The organism is Rhizobium favelukesii, from assembly GCF_000577275.2.
GTDB classification, from domain to species: domain Bacteria; phylum Pseudomonadota; class Alphaproteobacteria; order Rhizobiales; family Rhizobiaceae; genus Rhizobium; species Rhizobium favelukesii.
In genome coordinates, this window is the sequence record NZ_HG916855.1 from 1,908,678 (window position 1) to 1,932,030 (window position 23,353).

Genomic DNA, 23,353 nt, shown 5'->3' on the forward strand with positions numbered 1-23,353 from the left:
AACGCCACAGCAAAATGTCGCCGCCGGCAGCAATTAGCTCCTTGAATAAATTTACTCTTGGTTGTATTTTTTATAGATCTCAGCATAATGCCAGTCTGACACGAGGAAACGGGGGACGCCATGCAGGCCAAAACTCCAAACGCTATTGATGCCTATGTGGGTGAGCGTGTCAGGTTAAGGCGAAAGCTACTTGGCCTGAGCCAGGTTAGCCTTTCGGAATCCTTAGGGATTACGTTCCAACAGCTGCAAAAATACGAAAAGGGTGTCAACCGCATCGGAGCAAGCCGGCTGCAGCGCATTGCAGAAGTCCTTGGCGTGCCCGTTGGCTTCTTTTTCGATGAAGAGAAGGCGCACACGGCGGGCCTGCGTTTGAGCGCCGATACCGATGAAGTCGCGCATTTCATCGCTTCGAAGGAGGGTCTGGCGCTGACGCGTGCCTTCATCGCGATCGAAGATCCGAATATTCGTCGAAAGCTGATTGCACTTGCAAGGAGCCTTGGCTCCACGCAATCGGTCACGGATGAGCATGAGAGCTGGGAACGGGCGGACGTAACAAGAGGATAGCCGGTGCTGCGTCTCCAAACATTTGGCGAACTGCGTCTGACGGATGAGGCGGGCAATGCGGTCGGCTATCCTGCCAAGGCGCTGTTGACGATGGCCTATCTCTTCACATGCAAGGGGCACGCCCTCACCCGCCAAGAGGTCGCTGCGTTCCTATGGTCGGATGCCGAGCCCGATCAGGCCGGCCTTAATCTGCGTAAGCTCATCTCCCGTATTCGCCAGATCGATGACAGTGAGGCCGCGCCACTTAAGATTACTGCGGTGTCGATCGAGTTGCAGGCGCGCCTCCTTTCCATCGATGTTGAGATATTCGACGAGGCAATGCCGCCGATGGACAGGCTGAGAGCCAGCAGCGACCTACTTCAGCGTGATTTCGCCGGCAATGTTCGCTCAGCAAGCAAGGCGATCGACAGCTGGATCGCGCGCGAGCAGCGCGGCCACAGGGTCAAGTTGCGGCAGATGCTCTTGGAGGCGGCGCCGTCTGCACAGGGCACCGACGACTACCGAACCGTCTCCGGCGCTGCCTTGCAGTTGCTGGAGCAGGAGCCGAGCGACGAGCCGCTCCGGGCGATCCTTCGCGGGCTGCCTGGCGTTGCTGGCCCGGACGTGCTGGCGCCAAGCGACAGGCAAACGCGGAATTATGCGGTGCCGGCGGAGGTGCGGAATGCAAACCGCCCGGAGCCCGAACCCCGGCCCGCGTCGAGCCTGCCGCGACTGGTTTTGCTTCCTCCGACATCACAGGGCAGCGTTGTCGGGCTCTCGCTTGCCAGTGCGCTGATCGAGGATGTGACGATCGAGCTATGCGCGCTCAGGAACATTTCCATTGTTGCACCCCATACCGCCGAGCAAATTCGCCGCGACTCCGACAAAGCCGCCGTTATCGCTCGTCACTCTATCTCCTATCTCCTTGATACGAGACTTTCAGGCGAAGGTCTGTATGCTCAGCTTGTCTATTTTCCGACCGATGAAATCATCTGGGCGACCCGCTTTCCCATGACCGCTGCAACGCTGCCGACCCAGCGGCGGCTCATTGCCGAGCACCTGTCATCGTCTGTCGCGGATGAACTTGCCAGGAACGAGCAAGCTCGGCTGAGCCTGGAGGCCAACCCGCAGTGCTATCATGCCTATCTCGTTGGTGCGAGCCTGATGGGCAAGCTGACGCTGCCCCACATTCGCAGGGCCAGAGCAGCGTTCAAGGAGGCGTTGAAATACAATCACGACTTTTCGCCGGCTTTTACAGGCCTGGCACGGACCTATACCAGCGAGTGGCTGGTGACTGCCCAGGGCAATGAGGAACTGTTGGGCCTTGCTGAGCAGAATGCGTTGAAGGCAATAGAGCGCGACGATGGTTTCGCCAGCGGCTACCGGGAACTCGGCGTGACAAAGCTCTATCTCGGCGACGTTGACGAGAGCGTGGCAGCGCTTTGCCACGCGGAGGAACTGAGCCCGCATTTTGCCGACGTGATCTATAGCCACGCCGACACGCTGGTGCATGCCTCCCGTCCGAAGGAGGCGCTGACAAAGATCCTGAAGGCGATCTCGCTCAATCCCTTATCGCCGGACAGCTATCTTTGGTGTGCTGCCGGCGCAAGCTACTTTCTCGAGCAGTACGACGACGCCATCGCCTATGTGGAAGCCATGAAGGACAAGGCGCCGGCCCACCGCATTGCTGCTGCGAGTTGTGCAATGATTGGCGACCGCAGGCGTGCGCAGTTCTATCGGCAGCGTGCGGAAACTCTGAACCCCGTCTTCGATGTGGAAAAATGGCTCTCGGTCGTGCCCTTCAAGGAGCAATGGCAGAAAGATCTCTACAGAGAGGGGCTTTTGAAAGCTGGATTTTAACACCAACGAAAGGGAACATCATGTCAAGGGCAGTTGTGTTTGGTATTGCAGGGGACGCGACGCTTTGGATTGCGGACCTCGATGCAGGCACCGTCAAGCAACTCGATGCCGCAGCCGGTGAACTGGCGAAGGTTGCCGAGCTGCGAAAGGCGGGCGCCACCGTCGTCAAGAAGGTGGACTTCGCGGTGGCGGTCTCGACCGCGAAAGCGGCGTTCTCCGGTCACGTCGAAAGCTGAGAGCGCACGCTGACCGCGCGTAGACGTGCCGCCTATTCTGACCGCACGGTTTCACCATCCGAAACCCTCGTTCGAACCGCACCATTTCTTGCGGATTTCGGCATAACCCGTATCGCCCGCCACACCGGTCTGGACAACATCGGCATCCCGGTGTGGTGTGCTTATGTCCCAAACGGGCGTTCGGTTGCGATCGCCCAGGGTAAGGGTTTGACGGATGACGACGCTAAGGCTTCGGCCGTCATGGAAGCGTTGGAGCGCGTCGTTGCCAACAGGCCAGCCATTCCAACGTTCCGCACCTCGGCTCATGATCTGCGGGCGGCGGGTTTTGCTTTTGATACGCTTGCCTGCCTGATCGGCCGTCACGAGAGCGATATTCGGCTGGACGAACCGGTTGACTGGGCGCTCGGCAAGGATCTCCTGACTGATCGGGAGATTTATGTTCCCCTCGACGCGGCGCTTCTGGATCGAACGCGCCGCAACCGCTTCTGGATGTCGTCCGATGGCCTCGCCTCCGGCAATACCCCACAGGAGGCCATTTTGCACGGGGTACTCGAGCGTATCGAGCGCGATGCATATTGCCTTTGGCAGATCGCAAGCGAAGCGGATCGGTTCGCGCGTTGTATCGATCCAGTGAGCTTCGATGATCCACTGGTCGATAAACTCGTGTCAAAGATTGAGACGGCGGGGCTGGCCATGCGCCTGTTTGATATGACGAGTGACATTGCCGTTCCCTGTGTCACCGCCGTAGTCGGGCCCTCGAAGCGACGCGACGGCAACATCCGCTTTGTTGAAGTGACAGGCGGCAGCGGCGCGCACCCGTCGCCTGTTCGGGCGGCGGTTCGGGCAATGACCGAGGCGGTTCAATCGAGGATCACCTACATCAGTGGCGCACGCGACGACTTATCGCAGGACGTGTTTCAAAGGCCTGCGCCCGCCGAGACCGTGCGCGCCCTTGATGCCATGCCGGTCGTTTGCAGCACTATTGCGGCCTCACAGCGGCACGGCGTCGGACCGCACCTCGATGAGGTCTTCAATGCTTTGCGCGAGCGAGAAATCGCGCCAGTCATCGCGCTGCCGCTCACCGATGGTGCTCTTCCGTTCCATGTCGTCAAAGTCTTCATTCCCGGGCTCGAAAATCCCGAGGGCGCTCGGGCGCGTCGCTTTGGCGCCCGCGCGATCGCAAAGGCGGTGTTTTCATGAAAGTCGTGTTTGTCGGGCCGAGCCTTTCTGATGCAGCCGTTCTCGTCGGTGATGAGGTCACCATATGCCCGCCTGCCGTTCAAGGCGACGTGCTGGCGGCCGTACAAAAGGGTGCGCGGGTGATCGGTATCATCGATGGCGGCTTCGAATATACAGCGCCCGTCTGGCACAAGGAAATTCTCTATGCACTTTCGCGACAGGTCCGCGTGTTCGGGGGTGCGAGCATGGGCGCGCTACGTGCTGCCGAATGTGGGATTTTCGGTATGGTCGGCGTTGGCCGCATCTACGGCGAGTATGCGACGGGGGCGACTGTCGACGACGCAGATGTAGCGCTGCTGCATGGACCGATCGAGTTAGCATATAAGGCGTTGACCGTTCCATTGGTCAATGTCAGGGCGACACTCGATGCGTTGGAGAACCGCCAGATGCTCAGGCATGAGCATCGCGTGGAGCTCGAAATAGCTGCGGGAAATTTGTTCTTCAAGATGCGGACCTGGAGCGCGATCGTGGCAAGTGCGGATGTTTCGGCAGATAAGCAGTCGTTGTTGTCGCTGCTGCGATCGAACGAGGTCGATCAGAAGCGGGCCGACGCTCTCGCCGTTCTTGATGCGGTTCTTTTGGCAGACGATCACCCCCCATCCCCGAGCGAACGAGCGTGGCAATTCAACGAGACCTTTGTCTTGTCGCAAAAGCAATAATTTGGAGATTGCGGCACGGAATGCAACAATAACGTGTGTCACGTGTTTTTCACGGGCCTTTTGCGCGTGTGCTGAATATTCTCTCGCCTGTTCGAGGGAGAACAGAGATGAGTGGAGCATCGACAGACAGACTGATCGACCTGGGTAGCAGTGAGCGATCTTCCGACGACTTGGATGAACTCGTCGCATTGGCGCGCATGATTAGTTACGCAAAATATGCGGCCGAAGATGTTGATCTGGTGGGCGCAATGCACTGTCTCGGCCTGGCGCTTAACGAGGTTCTGCGTGCAATTGGTGACGGTCCGCATGAGGGACTGGCGGATGTGTTGTTTTCCAACAGGGCGCCATGCTTGAACTGACATGACCCGCACAGGCGGGGGCCGGCGGCGCGTGCGCCGGCCTATGTCAGTTTTTTCGAGTAGACACAGAGCTTCTCGGACTGCTGATAGTCATTGCTCTTGTAGTATTCCGCAACGCCGCCGGTGCTGCGAGAGACGAGCCACACGTGCACGTAGCCCATGATGCGCGCTTCCTCCTCCAATCGATTCAATAGGCGGGAACCGATTCCGGAGCGCTGATGCTGCGGCCTTATCGCTATTTCCGCAACGTGAATCCCGCGACCCATCACAGACGTGTGTGGGAGGCCGAAGGCGAAGCCAATCGGCCGCTCTTTGTCGAACGCTGCGACAGCCAGGCACATCGGCGTCGTCGTCAATTCGTCTATGCGAAAGATTGCGTTCTGGGTGGACCATTCTTCGTGCCAGGGCTGCTTGGCGTAGGCCTGTACGATGATATCGGCGCTCTGTAGCGCCTCGTCCCGGGTCATGCGTCTATAAATGATCGGCATTTATTCACTGTCGCCACAGTCGCGCATGACGCGCTTTGTGGACGCCTTCCTGTTCATTCTACCCCACGACGTTAAAGCACAGGCCTGACGGGCCGTGTTGTGACTTCATCGTGACACGCGCTTTGCGCGAATGTCTTCGCTGAAACGACGGGGTTTTTTGCTTTGTGTAGTCGCATCTGCACGCCGACGTTGAAGGCGATGAGCGTCGGGAGCGGGAATGATACCAACGGGCTCTCCTTGACACCAAAAGAAAGTGACTTAATCTAATCGTCGGATCTGGATGCTCGATGTGTGGAGGCAAAGGGCTCGGACCGGATCCTGACCAGGGAGGACATAGGGTGAGGAACAAGGCAATCACGCTTGCGCTTGCTGCCAGCACGATTTTCACGCTGCCGCAGCTCAGTATGGCTCAAGACACCATCACAGGTGACATCGTCGGCAAACCCGATGCGCCAAACAAGATGGTTTTCCGCATGACCACGGATGGCCCGCGCAACAACGAACCGGCTTATGCGCAAGGCTATGGCAAACTGTTCAACGACTTCATTGCCAAGCGTCCCGATTGGCAAATCGAGCTGCAGATGATGTCCGGCGACATCGGGCAGGAACAGGCGCGCATGCTCGAACAGGCCAAGTCGGGTCAGGCTCCGGACTGTGCAGCGGTCGACTCCTTCGTTCTGCCGCTGTTTAAGAAGGCCGGCGTGCTTCAATCCTTCTCGCCCTATTTCAGCAAGGATGAGATCGCTCAACTGTTTCCGTTTATCCGTGACGGCATAACTGGCGCCGATGGCAACATCTACGCGTGGTGGTGGTCGACGGATCTGCGTGTCCTCTATCGCAATAAGGAAATCGTTCCGGATGCTCCCCAGACATGGGATGACCTGAAGAAGGCGGGATTATCATCGGTCAAACAGGGCATGGAAGGCATTCTGTTCAATGGTAGCCGCTACGAAGGAACGACCTTTGACTGGCTGGCGAATTTCTGGGCACAGGGCGGCAGGCTGGTCGACGACCAGGGTAAGCCAATCTTCGGCGAAGGCGAAAACCGCGAGAAGTTCATCAAGGCTGTCAACTACTATCGCGATCTGGTTGAATCGGGAGCGGCGCCGAAGCGGGTCGCGACGCTTGGCAGCTACGACGACTTCAATGCTGCCGCGGCGGCGGGCACGACGGCACTTTTCGTCGGCGGCAACTGGCAATATGCCCAGTTGAAGACGGCTCTCGATCCGGAAGAGTTCGCGAAGTGGAGTTTCTCTCCGCTTCCCGGACCGACGGCGGATCAGCGCTCGACCGGTACGGGTGGCTGGACCGTCGCCGCGTTCAGCAAAGACCCGGCCAAGATCAAGGTCTGCGCTGACCTTGCCCGCGAGATCTATATGGGGCCGGCCAATGCGCTGCAGGAGCAACTGCCCACACGCGCTGACCTCTATGACAAGTACGAGGTGTTTTCGAGCGAGGCAAACAAGACATTTGCTGCCGCCCTCAAGGTTGGTCAGGCAAGGCCCGGGGCGCCGGTCTATCCCGAGATCTCGAACCAGATCCAGATCATGATGGGCAAGGTGTTGACAGGCACACAGGCGACCGAAGCCGCCGTGGACGAGGCTTTCAGCGCTTCGCTCAGCGCCTTCAAGCGAAGCTGAGCGAGCGATCGGTGGCGCAGAGCCCCTCATCTGCGCCACCGGTCATGACTGGACGCCATCCTTCTAGGACAATGGACCGGACTGACCGATGATGAATGCTTCCATTGCGGCCGAGCGTCCCCAACGGCTCGGCGTGGGTAACGCGCGCCGGCGCAATCCATCGCCCCTGCCCTGGCTCGTTCCGCTCATTCTGGTGCTCGGCATCTTCTACCTCTACCCTCTGATCGACGTGTTCCGCTTTGCATTCACCAATGTCTCGCTCGTCGGCGCCGATGAGCAATACACGCTGCAGACCATCATCCACACACTGTCGAGGCCCGAGCTCGTCCAGATCCTTTGGGTGACCTTCGTATTCACGGCGTCCAGCGTCGTTGCACAACAGGTGCTCGGCTTCTTCATCGCTCAGGTGGTTGTGCGCAGCGAGGATCGTGGTCTGTTTGGATCCACCATCGTGCGAACAACGGCGCTTGTCGCATGGGTCGTTCCTGGCATTGCCGGCGGCATCATCTGGAAGATGCTGTTCAACGAAGCGCCGTTTGGCGGGCTGAATAGTCTGCTGCGAATGGTGGGGGCTGCGCCGGTACAGTGGCTTTCCGATCCCGATATGGTCATGTGGTCCGTCGTCATTTCCAACGTCTGGCGCGGCACAGCCTTTTCGATGGTCGTCATGTATGCGGCTATTAAAGCGATCGATCCCGAACTTTACGAGGCGGCCGAGATCGACGGCGCCAATGCCTGGCAACGCATGATCTACATCACCTTGCCGCAGCTACGCACTGCGATCCTGGTCAACATGATCCTGATCACCATCCAAACGCTGAATACGTTCGATGCCATCATCTCGCTGACCGGCGGCGGACCTGGACGGGCAACCGAGGTGCTTTCGCTCTACACATTCAATGTCGTGTTCCGCAATTATGATCTCGCGGCCGGCGCTGTGTTGTCGATCCTGATGCTTTTAATCAGTCTTGGTCTTGCGCTTGTCTATGCGCGCTTCCTGCCACGGGGAGAGCCGGTATGAGAACCTCACGTCAGGATCGGCTGGGCGATCTCTTCAGCTACGTGTTTCTGGCCGTCACCTTCCTGTTTTTCGCCTGGCCGCTGCTATGGCTGCTTTCGCTCGCGCTCAGGACGCGAAAGGAGGTGTTTCTGGGCGTCAGCCGGTTCATTCCGAAAGCCCCGACGCTGGATAACTTCACGACCATTCTGTCGTCCGACAAGTTTGCCGGATATCTCTGGAACGCTTTGATCCTGTCGACATCAAGCGCCATTGGTTGCCTTGTCGTGGCGTTGCCGGCTGCCTATGCATTTTCGCGCTTCCCGATCCGTGGGAAAGGCCCATGGATGATGGTCCTGCTCGCCTTCCAGATGATCTCGCCACTCGTGATCATGGTCCCGCTCTATCGCTACATGGCCGCAATCGGTCTGACGGACAGCCACTTCGGGGCAACCATGGTCTACATCGCGCTTGCTGTGCCGATGGTGACCTGGATCCTGAAGGGTTTCATCGACGGCATCCCCCGCAGCCTCGACGAGGCGGCGCTGATCGACGGATGCAGCCATTTCGCGGTCTTCTGGCGCATCATACTGCCGCTATCGACACCCGGTATCGCATCGGCCTTCATCATCACAGTGATCGCGGGTTGGTCGCAGTTCCTCGTGCCGTTCCTTCTGATCAGCAAGGAATCGCTGATGCCGATTGGTGTCGGAATCTTTCAATATGCCGGGACGCAGAATGATTCCTCCATTCAGCTTCTGGCGGCCGCCTGCCTCGTATCGGTCGTTCCCGCAATCGTTGCCTTTCTTTCTCTCCAACGTCTCATCCTCGGCGCAATGACGGCAGGTGCCGTCAAGGGCTGATCCTTGTTTCAAATCGCAGGATTATCATTATGACGCTTACGCTGCCGCAACGTCTTGAACGCATCCGTATCCGTGCTGCGGAACTCGAACATTGGCGCTCGCGCGAAACGGCCCAGGTCGATGGCTGGACCTTTGGCGCAGAGCCAATTGCCATCGGGGCGCCCTGGCCGCACAGCGACGGTACCGTTCATTTTGCCGCGACCGCCAGACTTCCCGACCATTGGCCGCTGCAAGATGCCCGCCTTTTGCTCGATCTTGGCGGAGAAAGCCTGATCACGATCACCGATGAGGCGGGCAATGAAAAGAGGCTCGGTCTCGATCCCTATCACCGCGAATTTCTCCTCCCCTCCCGCGATATCAAAATATTGTCGGAGACGGTGGCACGCCTGCCGTTCGGCGAGCCGGTACGCGCTCCGAAACTGGAGCGCGCGGCGCTGATCTGGCTGGACACGGCGGTCGACAATCTCTGGCTGCTTCTGCGCCAGATCTGCGAGGCTGTCGATATTCTCGACCAGCACGACGTTGTTGCGCATCTGCTTGATATCGCCGAGGATGCGATGCGCGGCCTGGAATGGCCCTCGGCGACCGCTGCCTATGTGGCACGCACGGCGCCTTCGCCAATGCAGCAGAAGATCTGGCAGCTGCCGCCATTGGCGGCGGCGCCGGAAGGGCTCAATCAGGCCGAGCGCGCCAGCGTGGTATCCGCCTATGAGACGCTGCTTGCGCAACTGATGCAACTGCGTGAACGGTTCCCGCCGCAGGGCGAGATCGCGTTGACGGGTCATGCGCATATCGATCTTGCCTGGCTCTGGCCCTATGGCGAAACGCGGCGAAAGATGCGCCGAACATTCCATACAGCGCTTTCCCTGATGGAGCAGTCATCCGATTTTCGTTTCAATCAATCGACCGCGCATTTTTACGCGCAGATTGCGGAGGACGATCCGGCACTTTTGGAGCGGATTATCGAGCGCGCCAAAGAAGGCCAGTGGGAGACAGTGGGCGGTATGTGGGTAGAGCCCGATACGAACATGCCGACCGGCGAAAGCCTCAGCCGGCAGATTCTCTATGGACAGCGCTATTTCGAGAAGACATTCGGTGTTCGTCACAGCGTTTGCTGGTTGCCTGACTGCTTCGGCTTTTCCGGCGCCCTTCCGCAGCTGTTGCGCCAGGGTGGCATGAACAGCTTCTTCACGATCAAGGTCAACTGGTCGGAAACGAACAAGTTCCCTTCCGATCTCTTCTGGTGGGAGGGCCTTGATGGGAGTCGGGTTCTTGCCCATACGTTCGACAATCCGATGCATGGCTATAATGGCTTCGTGCGACCGGATTGCTTTGTTCCGACCTGGCGGAATTTCAAGGACAAGGACAAGCACGACACCACCCTGCTTGCGGTCGGTTACGGCGACGGCGGTGGCGGCGTCACACCCGAGATGATCGTACGCGAGGAGCAGCTGCGGGCATTTCCCACCCTGCCGAAGGCGCGGTGGACGACGGTCGACGACTTCTTCAAGGGCGCGCATGAAAGTGCAACCAAGAAGGACTTGGCAACTTGGCGCGGAGAGATCTATCTCGAGCTGCATCGCGCGACCTTGACCAGCCAGAGCGTGGTAAAGCGACTGCACCGCAAGGCGGAGCGCAGTCTCATTACCGCCGAGACCTTGTTTGGGCTGGCCCACCTGTTGGGTGCCGCCCAGTCCAAATCGATGGAGCCGGAGTGGCGCGTCGTCCTGAAGAACGAGTTCCACGATATTCTGCCGGGTTCGTCGATCGCGGAGGTCTACGTCGATGCCGCCGACGAACTCGAAGCGGTTGTCGCCAAGGGCAAGGCAGCCCAGGCCAAGGCGATGGAGGCAATCGCCAAGCAGTTGCCGGCGGGCACCGGAAACAACCTGCTCGTTGTCAATCCATCCCTGTCGGCACGGCCGGTGCGGCTCATGCTTCACGACGGGACCATCATCTCATCCGAAACAGTGATCGCGCCGCTCGCCATTGCCGTCATCGGTGCGGAAGCGCTCGAGCCTGCGCCTGGCCTTTCCGTCAGCCGCGAGCATCTCGAAAATGCCGTCCTTAAGGTAACATTGGCCAAGAATGGCTCGATCGCGAGCATTGTCCACAAGCCGACTGCCCGCGAAGCCTTGCAGGACGGTGGCAACCGTCTGTTCGTCTATCCGGCAGACAAACCTCGCAATTGGGATGCGTGGGATGTCGAGGAGGACTACGCCGCGCGCGGCGAAGAGATCACCGCACTCGACAGCCTCGAGGTGATTGACAACGGACCGAACCGCGTGGCGATCAAGATTGTCAGAACATGGCGGCATTCGCGCATCACGCAAGTGCTGTCGCTTGGCGCCAACGCACGGCGGCTGGATATCGAAACCGAGCTCGATTGGCATGACCGTCGTGCCTTCCTGCGGTCGCAGACGGGGGTGGCCGTTCGCAATGCGCGCGCAACCTGCGAATGCGCCTATGGCGTGGTCGAGCGGCCGACGCACTCCAATACCCCGTGGGACGCGGCGATGTTCGAGGCGCCGGCCCACCGGTTTGCCGACCTTTCGGAACCGGGCTTCGGCGTGGCCATACTCAACGACGCCAAGTATGGACACAGCATTCGAGGCAATGTCCTTGGTCTTTCGCTCCTTCGTTCGCCAATCTATCCCGATCCGCTTGCTGATGAGGGGGTGCAAGCGTTCACCTATGCGCTGATGCCGCACGACGGCACGTGGTACGACGGCGGGGTCCGGGAGGAAGCCGAAGACCTGAACCAGCCCCTCTTGGCACTACCCGTGGCAGGACGCGCGATCGGCAACTGGCAACCACTTGGGGTGACGGGGATCGATGCGGCACTCTCGGCTATAAAACCTGTGGAAGACGGCGACGGACTGATCGTGCGCGTCTACGAACCGGCCGGTCGCCGCGGATCATTCGATCTGAAGCTCCCATCCAATTGGCGCAACCAAGGATCGGTCAGTATCCTGGAAGAACCGATGGCCGACACGCCGGCGACAGGATTGATGCCCTTCGAGGTCAAGAGCTGGCGGATTGCAAGAGCTTGAACAGCGCAATGGCGGAACGGGCTGGCGTTGGTCCCTTTTCCTATTCGATCCAATCACATAGTCTTGCGCAAGCTTGGGTGTGCTGGAGGGAGGCGGAAGGTGTTGGTGTTGGTGTCGGGCTCGAACACGGAGCAGGCTGCGGCCGCGAACCGCGCCATGATCCTTTCTTCGATCCAGCGCGGCGGCCCGATCTCGCGCACGGAACTTGCCGCGCAATCGAGGCTCACCAAACAGGCGGTGACGCGCATTGTCGAGCGCCTGCTCGACGAGGGCCTCGTCATGGAGGCACGGCGTCGACGCGGTTTGAGGGGGCAGCCTGCCATCGAACTGGAGATCGATCCAGAAGGCGTCTTCTCAATCGGTGCGAACGTCGATCGCGATCACCTGACGATCGTTGCCGTGGACGGCGTCGGCACTGTCCGTGGGCGCATCCACCATGAGCGGCGCTTTCTGTTGCCGGACGATTTTGTCGCGCTCATGGGCGACGCGCTCTCGTCGTTTCGTCGTCGCAAGATCATTCAGGAAACCCGGCTCGCAGGTATCGGCCTCGCCATTCCCGATTGGCTGGGCGAAGTGCCGGTGATCGGCTTCCCGCCAGAGTACCGTCGTTGGAATGGCTATGACGTTCGCGGTGCTTTGGAGGCTCTGTCCGATCATCCGGTCTTTATCGACAACGATGCCAATGCCGCCGCGCTCGGCGAGATCGAATATGGTCTTGGCACCGAGATCGACAGCTTCTTCTACATTCTCGCAAATGCTTGCCTCGGCGGCAGTCTGGTGATCGACGGCGTCCGGCATAAGGGGGCAAGTGGTATCGGCGGCGAGATCGGCTGGCTGCCTGTTGTTTTTGATGAGGGTCCCTATGCCGGCAGCACCCAACCGCTCGGCGAGATGTTCTCGCTCTTCATCCTGCTCGACCATCTGCAGCAAAACGGGGTCACGGCGACGGCGCCATCCGACCTTCTGGAGCTCGACGAGACGGGCCGCAAGCTTGTCAGTGCATGGTTGCGCAAGGTCAGCATTAAGATTGCGCAGGCGGTGGTCAACATAGGCATGATCGTCGATCCCGAAGGGGTGCTTATCGGTGGCCGCTTTCCTGTTCGCCTGATCGACGAACTTCTCCTTTATGTGCATGAGGAAATTGCCCGTCTCGGTGCCCAGGCCCCGTCGCTACACCGGGCGGCAGGATCAGAGGACGCCGCAGCGCTTGGCGCCGCCGCAATTCCCCTTGCCCACCGGCTCGGGCTTCCGTCCGCGGAACCGGAGCAGCGGGTTCGCAACCCGCTTGGGGGACATCCTTTGCAGGCGCCGGACTTGGTGCCTGCGTAGCGACTGCGTCAGTTGTCCGGTGCTATTCTCGCGTGTCCGGCAATGTGATTGCGTCCAGCGGTCGCAAGGCGGCGCCGACTGTGACACCCCCCCAGGGAAGCGTCGCGCGTCTGACCTGTTGAATCCAGGGTGCAATGACAAGGTCGCGGATCTTGTCGTCACGCTCCCGCGACATGCGCTCGACCACGGCATCCAGGACGTCCTCGGGCAAGGAGCCGCCGATGAGGATGGCACCGGGGGCTATAAAGCCCGAAACAGCAAGCACCGCCTCATGCAGATGACGGGCCGCGGTCGCGACCCAACGATCCCTGTCGGCCGGGCCTGAAGCGAGACAGCGTTCCAGGGATTTGAGCGTCGCCACCTCGTCGAGACTTGCCCCGTCGACGCCTGAGCGCATTTCGCCGATCTGTCCGGCGCGGCCATGGATGCCTCGGAAGACCCTGCCCCCAATCAGCAGACCGGCACGCACCGAGCAATCGATGAGGATCATGACCAGCCCACCTTCCCGGTCGCCAGTCCCCAGCGCGCGCTCGGCTTCGATCGCGGCCTCCGTGTCATCCAAGAAGACAGGCTCTTGGCTCTGTCTCGTGAGGGCGCTTTTTATCTGATGGCGATCCATGAAGGGGCCAGGCGAGGTTGCGACACCGCAGCCCACCAGCGTGCCGAGACCGGCCGTTCGGCGGAAATCGGCGGCCGTGGCGATGAGATCATCATGCGTCTCGAAAGATTGCCGGCGAACGATCTCGCCAGCAAAGTCCATCAGGATGATTTCGCCATCACGCTTGCCGATCCGCACGCCGAGAGAACAGGCGGCTTCGCCACGCAAGCCAAATTCCGCGGCTGTGTAATGCCCTGTGGTGGAGCGCTTGCGTTCGCTGACAAGGCCGGCAACCGCAAGGCGACGGACGATTCCGGTGATGGCAGGTTCGGTCAGGCCCAGTTCCTTGGAAAGCTCCCGACGCGTCAGTGGGCCGCGGCGCCGAAGGAGCCTAAGGGTCGTGCGGGAATTATGCTCGGCGATATCAACCGGACTGATTCCGGGTCGATCATCGTATCGGAGCCGCTGCCTGGCTACGCCTGAGATCGAATGGCGCCGTGGTGTTTTCAAGCAAGCAACTTCCCAAACAACTGCTGCAGTCGCGATCAATCACGCGCAACAGGTAAATCTATCCCCAATTTCCCCATCGCAGCAAGAACCGATGGCATCTGCTCGGGCACCAAATTGAGTTCGACGGCGCTCCGCGGGTCTCAGCGAGTGGGTGATGAGCCAAGTGTCGCAATATTGCGACACTTGGCTCATCACAATGCTCGTCGCGGATGGCTCTACCGGCAGCGCGAGAATTGCCAAAGCCATGGCTTTGCGCCAAGGTGGCCCTACAATTGGTTGGAGGAGCCAATGGGTGAACTCACTGCGCATGCAGAGCACGTCTATACGTGCACTCAACGGGATTCCGCTGTCGCAAACTCATCCATCGTTGCGTCCTGGCGGCGATGCATTGCCATGCATAGGCTTGCCCCGGAGCAGATACGGGTGTCACTTCGCCTTTCCGGCGAGGAGTTAAAGAGCGCTCGGCAAGCCTCCGAAAACCTCATCGCTGACGCTTTGTCCGAACTTGATCGTCTATGTGCGACGGTGGGCAAGAGCGGCTGTTGCTTAATCTTGACCGACAGCAATGGCGTTGCGCTCGAACGCCGCGGTGTGGCAGGCGATGACAAGCATTTTCATGAATTGGGTCTCTGGACAGGTTCCGTCTGGACCGAAGCCAGCATTGGTACGAATGGCATCGGCACCGCCATCGCTGACGGGCGTTCTGTCACGATCCTGCGGGATCAACATTTCTTCTGCTCGAACATCACCTTGAGCTGCACAACGGCGCCAATCCGCGACCACCGCGGCCAGCTGGCCGCCGCACTCGACATATCGACGTGTCGCGACGACGTGAACGAGGTCACACTCGGGATCCTTGGCCAGATGGCCCGTGACGCCGCCCTGCGCATTGAAATCAATCTGTTCAGAAGCGCCTTTGCCGGGGCCCGCTTCCTCATGGTGCCTGCCGCGAGCAATCCGACCGCAGCGCTCCTTGCTGTCGATCGACATGACCTCGTTCTCGGCGCTACCCGCGCCGCGCGTCTGGCCCTAAAGCTGGACGATAGCCGCATTGCGGCGGGCCTGCCTGCCGCCGATGCGCTTCAGGAGCAGAGCATTTCGGCAAACGAGGATCTCGTCGATGCAGAACGGGCAGCCTTGCTGCGTGCCCTTTCCCGCTCTAGTGGAAACGTCTCACAAGCTGCCGTTGCGCTCGGTATCAGCCGGGCAACGCTGCATAGGAAGATGAAGCGACTCAATCTACACTGACTGCCTTGACGCCTCTTTGTCGCAGAGTTGCGACAGTGTGCGCTGCGGTACTCTTAAGGGCAGCTTTCTGCCGCTGCAAAACGCGCGCAGATTTCCTCTCACCGGTTCGCTCCCGAACCCGGACCTTTTCAAGGGAGGATCACATGCTGCATCAGAAAATCATCAAGACGCCATTCAAGACGAAATACGGCAACTTCATCGGCGGAGAATGGCGCGAGCCGATCGAGGGGCGTTACTTCGACAACATCACGCCCGTTACCGGCGGCAAGCTGTGCGAGGTGGCACGCTCCAGTGAACTGGATATCAATGCCGCACTCGACGCTGCACACGCTGCCAGGGAGAAATGGGGCAGGACTTCGGTTGCCGGACGGGCCAACATTCTTATGAGGATTGCTCAGCGCATGGAGGATAAGCTTGAACTCCTGGCGCAAGCCGAAACATGGGACAATGGCAAGCCGATACGCGAGACGATGGCCGCCGACATCCCGTTGGCGATCGACCACTTCCGATACTTCGCCTCCTGCATTCGTGCCCAGGAAGGTTCGATCGGAGAGATCGACCACGACACGGTTGCCTATCATTTCCATGAGCCGCTCGGTGTCGTCGGCCAGATCATTCCCTGGAACTTCCCGATCCTGATGGCTGCCTGGAAGCTCGCTCCGGCGCTCGCCGCAGGCAACTGCGTCGTCATCAAGCCCGCCGAGCAAACGCCGGCCTCGCTTCTCGTCTGGGCAGAACTCGTCGGTGATCTGCTGCCGCCTGGCGTCCTCAATATTGTCAACGGCTTTGGCCTTGAAGCAGGCAAACCGCTCGCCTCCAGCCCGCGCATCGCCAAGATCGCCTTTACCGGTGAGACGACGACCGGCCGCCTGATCATGCAATACGCCAGCCAGAACCTCATTCCGGTGACCCTCGAGCTCGGTGGCAAATCGCCAAACATCTTCTTTGCCGACGTCATGGCGCAAGACGACGACTTCCTCGACAAGTCGCTGGAAGGTTTTGCAATGTTCGCGCTGAACCAGGGCGAGGTGTGCACGTGCCCCAGCCGCGCGCTCATCCAGGAATCGATCTACGATCGCTTTATGGAAAAGGCCGTCAGGCGCGTCGAAGCCATCAAGCAGGGAAACCCCCTCGACACGGCGACGATGATCGGTGCCCAGGCTTCCAGCGAACAGTTGGAAAAGATCCTCGCTTATCTCGACATTGGCAAGCAGGAAGGTGCTGCCGTGCTGACCGGCGGCTCGCGCAGCGATCTCGGCGGCGACCTCGCCAGCGGCTATTACGTCAAGCCGACGATCTTCAAAGGACACAACAAGATGCGCGTCTTCCAGGAGGAAATCTTCGGACCCGTCGTGGCCGTAACCACCTTCAAGGAAGAAAAGGAAGCCCTCGAAATCGCCAACGACACGCTGTACGGCCTCGGCGCCGGCGTCTGGAGCCGCGACGCCAACCGTTGCTACCGCTTCGGCCGTGAGATTCAGGCCGGTCGGGTATGGACGAATTGCTACCACGCTTATCCGGCGCATGCCGCTTTTGGCGGCTATAAGCAGTCGGGCATCGGTCGCGAAACCCACAAGATGATGCTCGACCATTATCAGCAGACGAAAAACATGCTCGTGAGCTACAGCCCGAAGGCCCTCGGTTTCTTCTGAGAGGTCTGTTTGCCGGCTCGCTCTCATGACAGGGCGAGCCGCTTTCAGGAGAGAGATGATGAAAGCGACGATCAATGACCAGCCACGCGTCACAGCGACAGACAGTGCGATCGCGTTGATTGAGGAGATCAGGCGAGATCATCCCGATATCCTCTTTCATCAATCGGGGGGCTGTTGCGACGGTTCGTCGCCGATGTGCTATCCGGCGGGGGACTTCGTTGTCGCAGATCACGACGTCAAGCTCGGGGAGATCGCAGGCGTCCCTGTCTATATCAGCGCCACACAGTTCGAGGCCTGGAAGCACACGCAACTGATCATCGACGTCGTGCCCGGTCGTGGCGGCATGTTCTCGCTCGACAACGGCCGAGAGAAGCGCTTCCTGACCCGATCCCGTCTGTTTGCGGCCGCGACCTGACGAGCGATCAGATCTACCCACTGCCAAGCAGGCCGACCGAGCGGCGATGCAAAAAAGTCGTCCTTACCGACTTGATCGTTGGCAAGAACGGTGCCATCTAACGCACATCACCTGTATCGATAGCCTGCTGGCGTGCCCTCCGGGACATGTCGCGTTCGCTGTCCGGGAAAGAAAAGACGCTCCCCGAAAGGGTTGAGCGTCTTTTTCTTTTTGACATCTGCTATGGCTCGCCCGAAACAGCGTATGATGCGGCACGAGGGAGAAACAGCAGATGAACGATAATGTCATTCAATTCCGGCGTCCGAAGCCCCCGCGGCCGCCTCGACCAGGTCTTCGCAAGCTCGCGATTGCGGCAGCCATTCTTGCACTGTTCGTCGCGGCATGGGGTTATTTTACCCTGTTCAGGACGCCGATCTGATATCGGTTCCTTCGGTGCACCGGTTTGCGACTGAGGGCAGTAGGGCACGAGAGCTCCCTGACTGACAAGCGACGAGTGCTCTGGCTTCGCTTTCCCATTCCGCCATTTCATATGAGATAAACCGCGCTACTGTCTGAAGAGAATGGTGCGCAAAGCCAAGGCTGGCTGCACGGTTTCGACGGAAGCGTCAGATCATGAGAAACGCACGTATCGCGAAACGAGAGATTCCGATGAAAGTGCCCGAAATCGACAATGTAGACCGAAAGATTCTCCGATTACTCCAAAGCGAGGGGGATCTCAGCCATGCCGCGCTTGCCGAGCGGGTCGGGGCGTCGAGCGCGTCTTGCTGGCGCCGCATCAAGGCGCTGGAGGCGGCCGGCATGCTTGGGCCGACGGTCCGCCTCGTGCGCCCTGAGGCGGTCGGTCGCGGTCTGACCGTATTTTGCCAGGTGCGAATGAAGACGCACGACCCGGTCGCCAGAGGTGATTTCGAACGTTTCGTGGAAAGTCACGAGGAGGTACTCGAGTGCTATTCGATGTCTGGTGATTGGGACTATCTACTGCGTGTGGCCGTCACAGACGTCGAGGACTACGAGCGGCTACTCATGCAAGGGATACTGACACACCACGCCGTGGCGACATCGTCGTCGCATTTCGCCTTGAAGCGCGTAAAATACTCGACTTCGGTGCCGGTCTGAGCACGTCGCTTCTCAAGCACTTTGGCGAAATCCTCGGACCTTGGTCCAAAGGCTGGCTGGACGAACGTCCTGCGGCTATCAAGGAAAGGTCTGAAAGCAGCGATTGCGAATTGACGGTCTGGTGGACACGTGAGCAAATTCGAGAAGGTGGCGCGGCAGTTCCATATGCTACGCCGGGTGGTTTTTCTATGTGCATTCCAGCGTCGGACAAATCGGGTAGCGATGATTGCCCAGATCACGATCGGGAAGGACCGTGGAATTCAGAGGAATGATGATGCCCGCACGTCGAAGGTTCGTTGCGACCCTGTGCCGTATGTCACTTGGTCTGTTGCTGGCAGCGATGCCCTACAAGGTCGTGGTCTCTGGCACTTCGCTGACGCTCAAGCTCCAGACCGCTGAGGCCGACAAGGGCGGCAACGGCAATGGTGGCGGCAACGGCAATGGTGGCGGCAACGGTGGCGGCAACGGCAATGGAAATAGCGGTGGCAATGGCAATAGCGGCGGCAGCGGCAATGGCAATAGCGGCGGCAGCGGCAATGGCAATAGCGGGGGAAACGGCAATAGCGGTGGTAACGGCAATGGAAACAGCGGCGGCAGTTCCAACCGCGGCACCACCACGGGAAATGGCTCGAGGGCTTATGTCGGTGATACGGACAGCTCGGCAATAGAGGTTCGCCACGGCGACGGCATGAGTGAAGCCATCAGGAAAGGCCGCTACATCATGAGAGACGCGAGGGGGCGCACGATCGTCAATCGGCGCGCGACCTCTGCAGATGAAGTCCGCCTCGAATCCTTCATTCATTGATTGTCGCGCCCATCGATGGCATCGCGAAGCGCAATTGCCGCTTCCGTTCGGTTGGCGACACCGAGCTTCGCCATGATCTGCGTCATGTGATGCTTGATCGTCTTTTCGTGAAGATCGAGCTTCCTGGCGACATGCTTGTTGCTCATGCCGGATGCGACGAGCTGCAGGACCTGTTGTTCACGCGTGGTCAGTGCGGCAATGGCGGAAAATTTCTTCGGAGCAGGCGAAGAACGACTGGAAAGCAGCCGTGCTGACAGCGTCGGGGCGACATAGCTCTCGCCTGCAGCCACGCTCCGGATGATTTCGGCAAGTGCCCTGGAGCCGACGCCTTTCAACACATACCCCTTTGCTCCGCTGTTCAATGCGGCCGTGACATCGTCGCTGGACTCAGAAACGGTGAGCATGACAATCTTCTGTGACGGTTCGGTTTCGAGGATCGGAGCGATTGCGTTCAAGCCGCCGCCAGGCATGGAAATGTCCATAAGCAGCACGTCCGGCTGCAGATTCTGCGCCACTTTTATCGCATCATCCTTCGTGCTTCCCTCCGCGACGATTTCAAATCCGTCGATCTCCGACAGGCTTCGGGTTACCCCCTCCCTGAACAACGGGTGGTCATCGATCACTGCGACGCGAATTCGCGCTGTCATGTTTGTGGGATCTCCTCGCTACTGAGCGACATGCTGACAAGGGTACCTTGGGCGGACGATTGCAGCTGGAAGGTGCCGCCAAGGCTTTCAATCCGCTCTCTGAGACCGGCAAGGCCAAGGCTGGTGGGGCCCACGGCATTGGGATCGAACCCGGATCCACCGTCTGAAACCTCGATACTGATGCGGTCACCCTCCAAGCGTTGCACCACGCGTTGTTCTACACCGCCGCCGTGACGATAGCTGTTATTCAGCCCTTCCTGCACGAAACGGTATATACAGATCTTTGCCGAGGGCGAAAGGTGCTCGGGCACGTTAGCCATCTTCAATTGAACGCGTGATCCGGTTCGTTGCTCATGCGCACGAACGCTGCGCTCCAATATCTCTGGCAGGCTCGCGGCCTCGATCTGCGGCAACACAAGCCCGCTGCAGATCGTCCTGATCTCATTCATGGCCTCGTCGAGGCTTGCCTTGATGGCTGCGATTTCACGCTCGCGCAGTGATGCAGGTGTGGCCGGATCGACCAGCGCATCGCTGTCCAGTCGCAACGAGGCGAATGCGACGAGTTGTGCCGGCCCGTCGTGAAGATCGGCGCCAATGCGTCGCAAATGGCTCTCGTTAAGCGCCGTGGCGCGCTGAGACGCGCGGTGGACCCGCGCTCGCAACGTCTGGTTCTGCGACAGGAGCGCCGAAAGCTCGTCAATGCGGCGCCTCAGTGCCTGCCGCTGATCTTCGATGGTCCTGCTTCCTCTCAAAATGAGGGCCGACAACACGATAAAAAACGCAAGCGTGAAGGCCGCGACCGCCATCCAGCTGTGCAAGCGCGCCTGATTGAGACTCCGCTGGAAATCGTTGGCTATTTCATAGAATTCGGAGACGGCGACGACCTGCCCTGACCATGGTTGCAGAACGGGATTGTAGATCTCAAGCAAAGGCTTGCCACTTTCCCGCTCGCCTTCGTCCTCCCCGTCGTCCAGGCGATTGAACTGCGCGACCATCTTGCCGGAGAAAGCCGTCTTGAGGTCGTCGCTCAATTTGAAGCGCTTGCCTTGCATGCGCTTGTCGTTCGAATAAAGAACGGTGCCATCTGCGCGCCACAGCCTGAACGACTTCAGGCGGTTTCCAAGCGCGCCCTGCTCGAGGGTCTCGTCGAGCGCGCGAGAGACCGTATCATCGAGCTCCTCTGCCGTGAGCATGTCAGGCAGCAACGGTGCGATCACGCTGTCGACGTAAAGGGCAGTCGACGCCGCTGAATTTCGGGTCACCGCCTCTTCGATCAGGCTGCTTACGAATGCGCCGACCAACACCATCGCGACCAGCGACACAGCGCCTCCCGTAAGTAGGAACTGCCTGGCCAGCGATTGTGAATTCCATCGTTTTATGAGTTCATGGGGCCGCACAAGATGTCTCGGGATCGGCCGCCCAGAGTTGCGGCGGCACGTCAGTTCATCGAACCGCAGAATTACCTCGTTCCGATAATGGGTCAAACAATATCGCGTCACAGGGACGGGAATTTGGACCTTTGGTCTGTGACAGGTCAGACCTAGGTCCTAACTGGAGGAGCAATGGTCTGACCTGCGTGGAACTGGCGCCCGACGCAGGCTATCGTCGATGTGAATTGGAACGCGGTGTGTCCGCGCCAGGCCGGAAAGCTGGCTTCAAGCCCGCCGCTTGCAACCATGCTTTCCGGCCATACGAACAATGTACTGCAAAGCAGTATTAAATCCGGAGGTTGATATGAGCATTTCCACGATTCTTGGACGCAGCATTATTGCGCTGACAATTGCGGTTGCGCCTGTCGGGGGCGCAGCATTGGGCTTGTCGGGCGTCGCCTATGCGAAGGGTGGGAACGGTAACGGCAATTCCGGAGGTGGCAACGGAAATGGCAATGGGGGCGGCAACGGCAACGGCAACGGCGGAAACCACGCTGGTGGCAGTTCCAGCCACGGGAAGTCTGACACCGCCGGTTCGCACGGAAAAAGCAAGAACAGCAACAGCAGTAGCGATCGTCCAACGTTGAAGTCGTTGTTCACGCACGAGAAGAAGTCCGCACCGACAACGAAAAGCAAGGTCGCGACGACGAGCAAAGCAAAAGCCCCTGAAGCCTCTTTTGCCAGCCTGAGTTCGCTGAACAGGAACTACCACGCCTACATGCACTCCAACGATCCTCGAATGGCGGCGGTTTCGGCCTATGTGATGGCCTACGCCGAGTTTGAAGCCGAAAACGGGCCTGACGCTATTCCGACTGACCCGGCTCTTAGCGACGAAGCGCTGCGCGACGCGCTTTCGAGCTTTACCAAGGGTGGCGAAGTGACGGACGATGCTCTCGAAGAGGCAAAAGACATCTTGGGTGTCGGCCCGGCCGTCGGAAAGATCGATCAGATTCGCGATACACTTCCAACAGAGGAGTCAGTGACGGATCCCGACGCAAGCGCGCCGGTGGAAAGCGACGCGCCGCCAGTGACCGTGATCGTAGAGCAGCCCTGAGGTTGCTGAGAGCGAGGCCACGGTGCGGCAGCATTCGGATGAGGAGCCCCGCGGCGGCACTGGTGGTCGGCGCATGGCATAGGCGATGGAATCGCCAGCCGAAATATCAATAGTGATCGCGACGCCTTGGCCCACTGGCCAGTCGGCGTCGCGATTTCCGTTCCTGATATAGCCACCATCGCAATCCGACTTCCACCAGCATTTGGACGATCACCGTATCGGTGTGTCGGCGACGAGCTGCCGCAACCCGAGGCAGCGGCAGAACGCCCGAGCCTTTGCATTTCTTGATCCGGCAATACCCCGTGTCACCGCAAGGGAAGTGTCCTTGGACAACTCTTCTCCCTAACCGCCACGTCTCGTTCCGCCTGAACTCTGCTGGCATTCGACCGGCACGCGCCTCGCGCATGACAGCATGGGGCGCGCGTATGCGCGCGTCACAGCACATGGACCGCACAAGGCTCCTCGAGGGGTTTGCCGAATCTCGCGAATCGAGCTAGTTCTGTAACTACGCAAAAAGAGCGAATTATCGCCGCAGGGCGAAACAACGACTGCATTAACCGTTCATCAATCGTATCGGCGCTTAGGCTATTGAAACGAACTGAGGAAAGAATC

22 protein-coding genes are annotated in these 23,353 nt (G+C 59.5%); 18 read left to right on the forward strand and 4 right to left on the reverse strand.

Translation table 11 applies throughout. From position 1 onward, the window contains the following. The first annotated feature begins 120 nt into the window (after positions 1-120). The 6 genes from LPU83_RS72610 to LPU83_RS72635 all read left to right on the forward strand — a co-directional run bounded on the left by LPU83_RS72610 (position 121) and on the right by LPU83_RS72635 (position 4,896). Positions 121-564 carry a helix-turn-helix domain-containing protein gene (locus LPU83_RS72610; protein ID WP_024315208.1) on the forward strand — a complete coding sequence of 148 codons (444 nt, stop codon included), beginning with the start codon at positions 121-123 and terminating at the stop codon, positions 562-564. A 3-nt stretch (positions 565-567) separates the two neighbouring features. Next, on the forward strand, positions 568-2,403 hold the full coding sequence (locus LPU83_RS72615; RefSeq protein WP_024315209.1) for a peptide antibiotic resistance protein: 1,836 nt from the start codon (positions 568-570) through the stop codon (positions 2,401-2,403). Between the two features lie 20 nt (positions 2,404-2,423). Further along, positions 2,424-2,639, forward strand: a complete 216-nt coding sequence (locus LPU83_RS72620; protein WP_024315210.1) for a hypothetical protein — start codon at positions 2,424-2,426, stop codon at positions 2,637-2,639. 9 nt (positions 2,640-2,648) lie between these two features. Further along, the gene (locus LPU83_RS72625; protein WP_082321377.1) at positions 2,649-3,839 is read left to right on the forward strand and encodes a YcaO-like family protein; all 1,191 of its coding nucleotides are present in this window, start codon (positions 2,649-2,651) and stop codon (positions 3,837-3,839) included. After that, a complete protein-coding gene (locus LPU83_RS72630) occupies positions 3,836-4,537 on the forward strand; it encodes a TfuA-like protein (protein WP_024315212.1) in 702 nt (233 codons plus the stop codon). The genes LPU83_RS72625 and LPU83_RS72630 overlap by 4 nt, the downstream gene beginning before the upstream one ends. A gap of 107 nt (positions 4,538-4,644) precedes the next feature. Then, the gene (locus LPU83_RS72635; protein WP_024315213.1) at positions 4,645-4,896 is read left to right on the forward strand and encodes a hypothetical protein; all 252 of its coding nucleotides are present in this window, start codon (positions 4,645-4,647) and stop codon (positions 4,894-4,896) included. A 41-nt stretch (positions 4,897-4,937) separates the two neighbouring features. Here LPU83_RS72635 and LPU83_RS72640 read toward each other — a convergent pair whose 3' ends face one another. Next, positions 4,938-5,384, reverse strand: a complete 447-nt coding sequence (locus LPU83_RS72640) for a GNAT family N-acetyltransferase (protein WP_024315214.1) — start codon at positions 5,382-5,384, stop codon at positions 4,938-4,940. Positions 5,385-5,671: 287 nt separating this feature from the next. Here LPU83_RS72640 and LPU83_RS72645 point away from each other — a divergent pair, with 287 nt between their 5' ends. From LPU83_RS72645 to LPU83_RS72665, 5 genes are all read left to right on the forward strand, one after another. Further along, positions 5,672-7,024 carry an extracellular solute-binding protein gene (locus LPU83_RS72645; protein WP_051166667.1) on the forward strand — a complete coding sequence of 451 codons (1,353 nt, stop codon included), beginning with the start codon at positions 5,672-5,674 and terminating at the stop codon, positions 7,022-7,024. Positions 7,025-7,112: 88 nt separating this feature from the next. After that, positions 7,113-8,045, forward strand: a complete 933-nt coding sequence (locus LPU83_RS72650) for a carbohydrate ABC transporter permease (protein ID WP_024315216.1) — start codon at positions 7,113-7,115, stop codon at positions 8,043-8,045. Further along, positions 8,042-8,884, forward strand: coding sequence for a carbohydrate ABC transporter permease (locus LPU83_RS72655; protein WP_024315217.1), 843 nt, complete (start codon positions 8,042-8,044; stop codon positions 8,882-8,884). Before LPU83_RS72650 ends, LPU83_RS72655 begins: the two co-directional genes overlap by 4 nt. Before the next feature lie 29 nt (positions 8,885-8,913). Further along, on the forward strand, positions 8,914-11,937 hold the full coding sequence (locus LPU83_RS72660) for an alpha-mannosidase (RefSeq protein WP_024315218.1): 3,024 nt from the start codon (positions 8,914-8,916) through the stop codon (positions 11,935-11,937). A 105-nt stretch (positions 11,938-12,042) separates the two neighbouring features. Then, a complete protein-coding gene (locus LPU83_RS72665; RefSeq protein WP_024315219.1) occupies positions 12,043-13,266 on the forward strand; it encodes an ROK family transcriptional regulator in 1,224 nt (407 codons plus the stop codon). A 22-nt stretch (positions 13,267-13,288) separates the two neighbouring features. Here the strand turns inward: LPU83_RS72665 and LPU83_RS72670 are convergent, their stop codons facing one another. Further along, on the reverse strand, positions 13,289-14,374 hold the full coding sequence (locus tag LPU83_RS72670) for an ROK family protein (protein WP_024315220.1): 1,086 nt from the start codon (positions 14,372-14,374) through the stop codon (positions 13,289-13,291). Positions 14,375-14,662: 288 nt separating this feature from the next. On the opposite strand from LPU83_RS72670, the gene LPU83_RS72675 reads away from it, so the two are divergent. The 6 genes from LPU83_RS72675 (at position 14,663) to LPU83_RS72695 (ending at position 19,610) form a co-directional block, all read left to right on the forward strand. After that, positions 14,663-15,622 (forward strand): helix-turn-helix domain-containing protein, encoded by a 960-nt coding sequence (locus tag LPU83_RS72675; RefSeq protein ID WP_024315221.1) that lies wholly within the window; start codon positions 14,663-14,665, stop codon positions 15,620-15,622. Between the two features lie 143 nt (positions 15,623-15,765). Further along, positions 15,766-17,274 (forward strand): aldehyde dehydrogenase, encoded by a 1,509-nt coding sequence (gene adh, locus LPU83_RS72680; protein ID WP_024315222.1) that lies wholly within the window; start codon positions 15,766-15,768, stop codon positions 17,272-17,274. Between the two features lie 58 nt (positions 17,275-17,332). Beyond that, entirely contained in the window at positions 17,333-17,689 is a 357-nt protein-coding gene (locus tag LPU83_RS72685) for a DUF779 domain-containing protein (RefSeq protein ID WP_024315223.1), read from the forward strand. Positions 17,690-17,960: 271 nt separating this feature from the next. Further along, entirely contained in the window at positions 17,961-18,107 is a 147-nt protein-coding gene (locus LPU83_RS73355; protein WP_167546233.1) for a hypothetical protein, read from the forward strand. 230 nt (positions 18,108-18,337) lie between these two features. Beyond that, on the forward strand, positions 18,338-18,805 hold the full coding sequence (locus LPU83_RS72690) for an Lrp/AsnC family transcriptional regulator (RefSeq protein WP_024315224.1): 468 nt from the start codon (positions 18,338-18,340) through the stop codon (positions 18,803-18,805). A gap of 268 nt (positions 18,806-19,073) precedes the next feature. Further along, the gene (locus tag LPU83_RS72695; RefSeq protein ID WP_425301962.1) at positions 19,074-19,610 is read left to right on the forward strand and encodes a hypothetical protein; all 537 of its coding nucleotides are present in this window, start codon (positions 19,074-19,076) and stop codon (positions 19,608-19,610) included. Here LPU83_RS72695 and LPU83_RS72700 read toward each other — a convergent pair. Together LPU83_RS72700 and LPU83_RS72705 are read right to left on the reverse strand one after the other, a co-directional pair. Further along, positions 19,604-20,257 (reverse strand): response regulator, encoded by a 654-nt coding sequence (locus tag LPU83_RS72700; protein WP_024315226.1) that lies wholly within the window; start codon positions 20,255-20,257, stop codon positions 19,604-19,606. The two genes, LPU83_RS72695 and LPU83_RS72700, sit on opposite strands and share 7 nt — an antisense overlap. Then, positions 20,254-21,579 carry a sensor histidine kinase gene (locus tag LPU83_RS72705; RefSeq protein ID WP_244656166.1) on the reverse strand — a complete coding sequence of 442 codons (1,326 nt, stop codon included), beginning with the start codon at positions 21,577-21,579 and terminating at the stop codon, positions 20,254-20,256. Before LPU83_RS72705 ends, LPU83_RS72700 begins: the two co-directional genes overlap by 4 nt. 412 nt (positions 21,580-21,991) lie before the next feature. On the opposite strand from LPU83_RS72705, the gene LPU83_RS72710 reads away from it, so the two are divergent. Beyond that, positions 21,992-22,741 (forward strand): hypothetical protein, encoded by a 750-nt coding sequence (locus LPU83_RS72710; RefSeq protein WP_024315228.1) that lies wholly within the window; start codon positions 21,992-21,994, stop codon positions 22,739-22,741. Positions 22,742-23,353 lie beyond the last annotated feature (612 nt).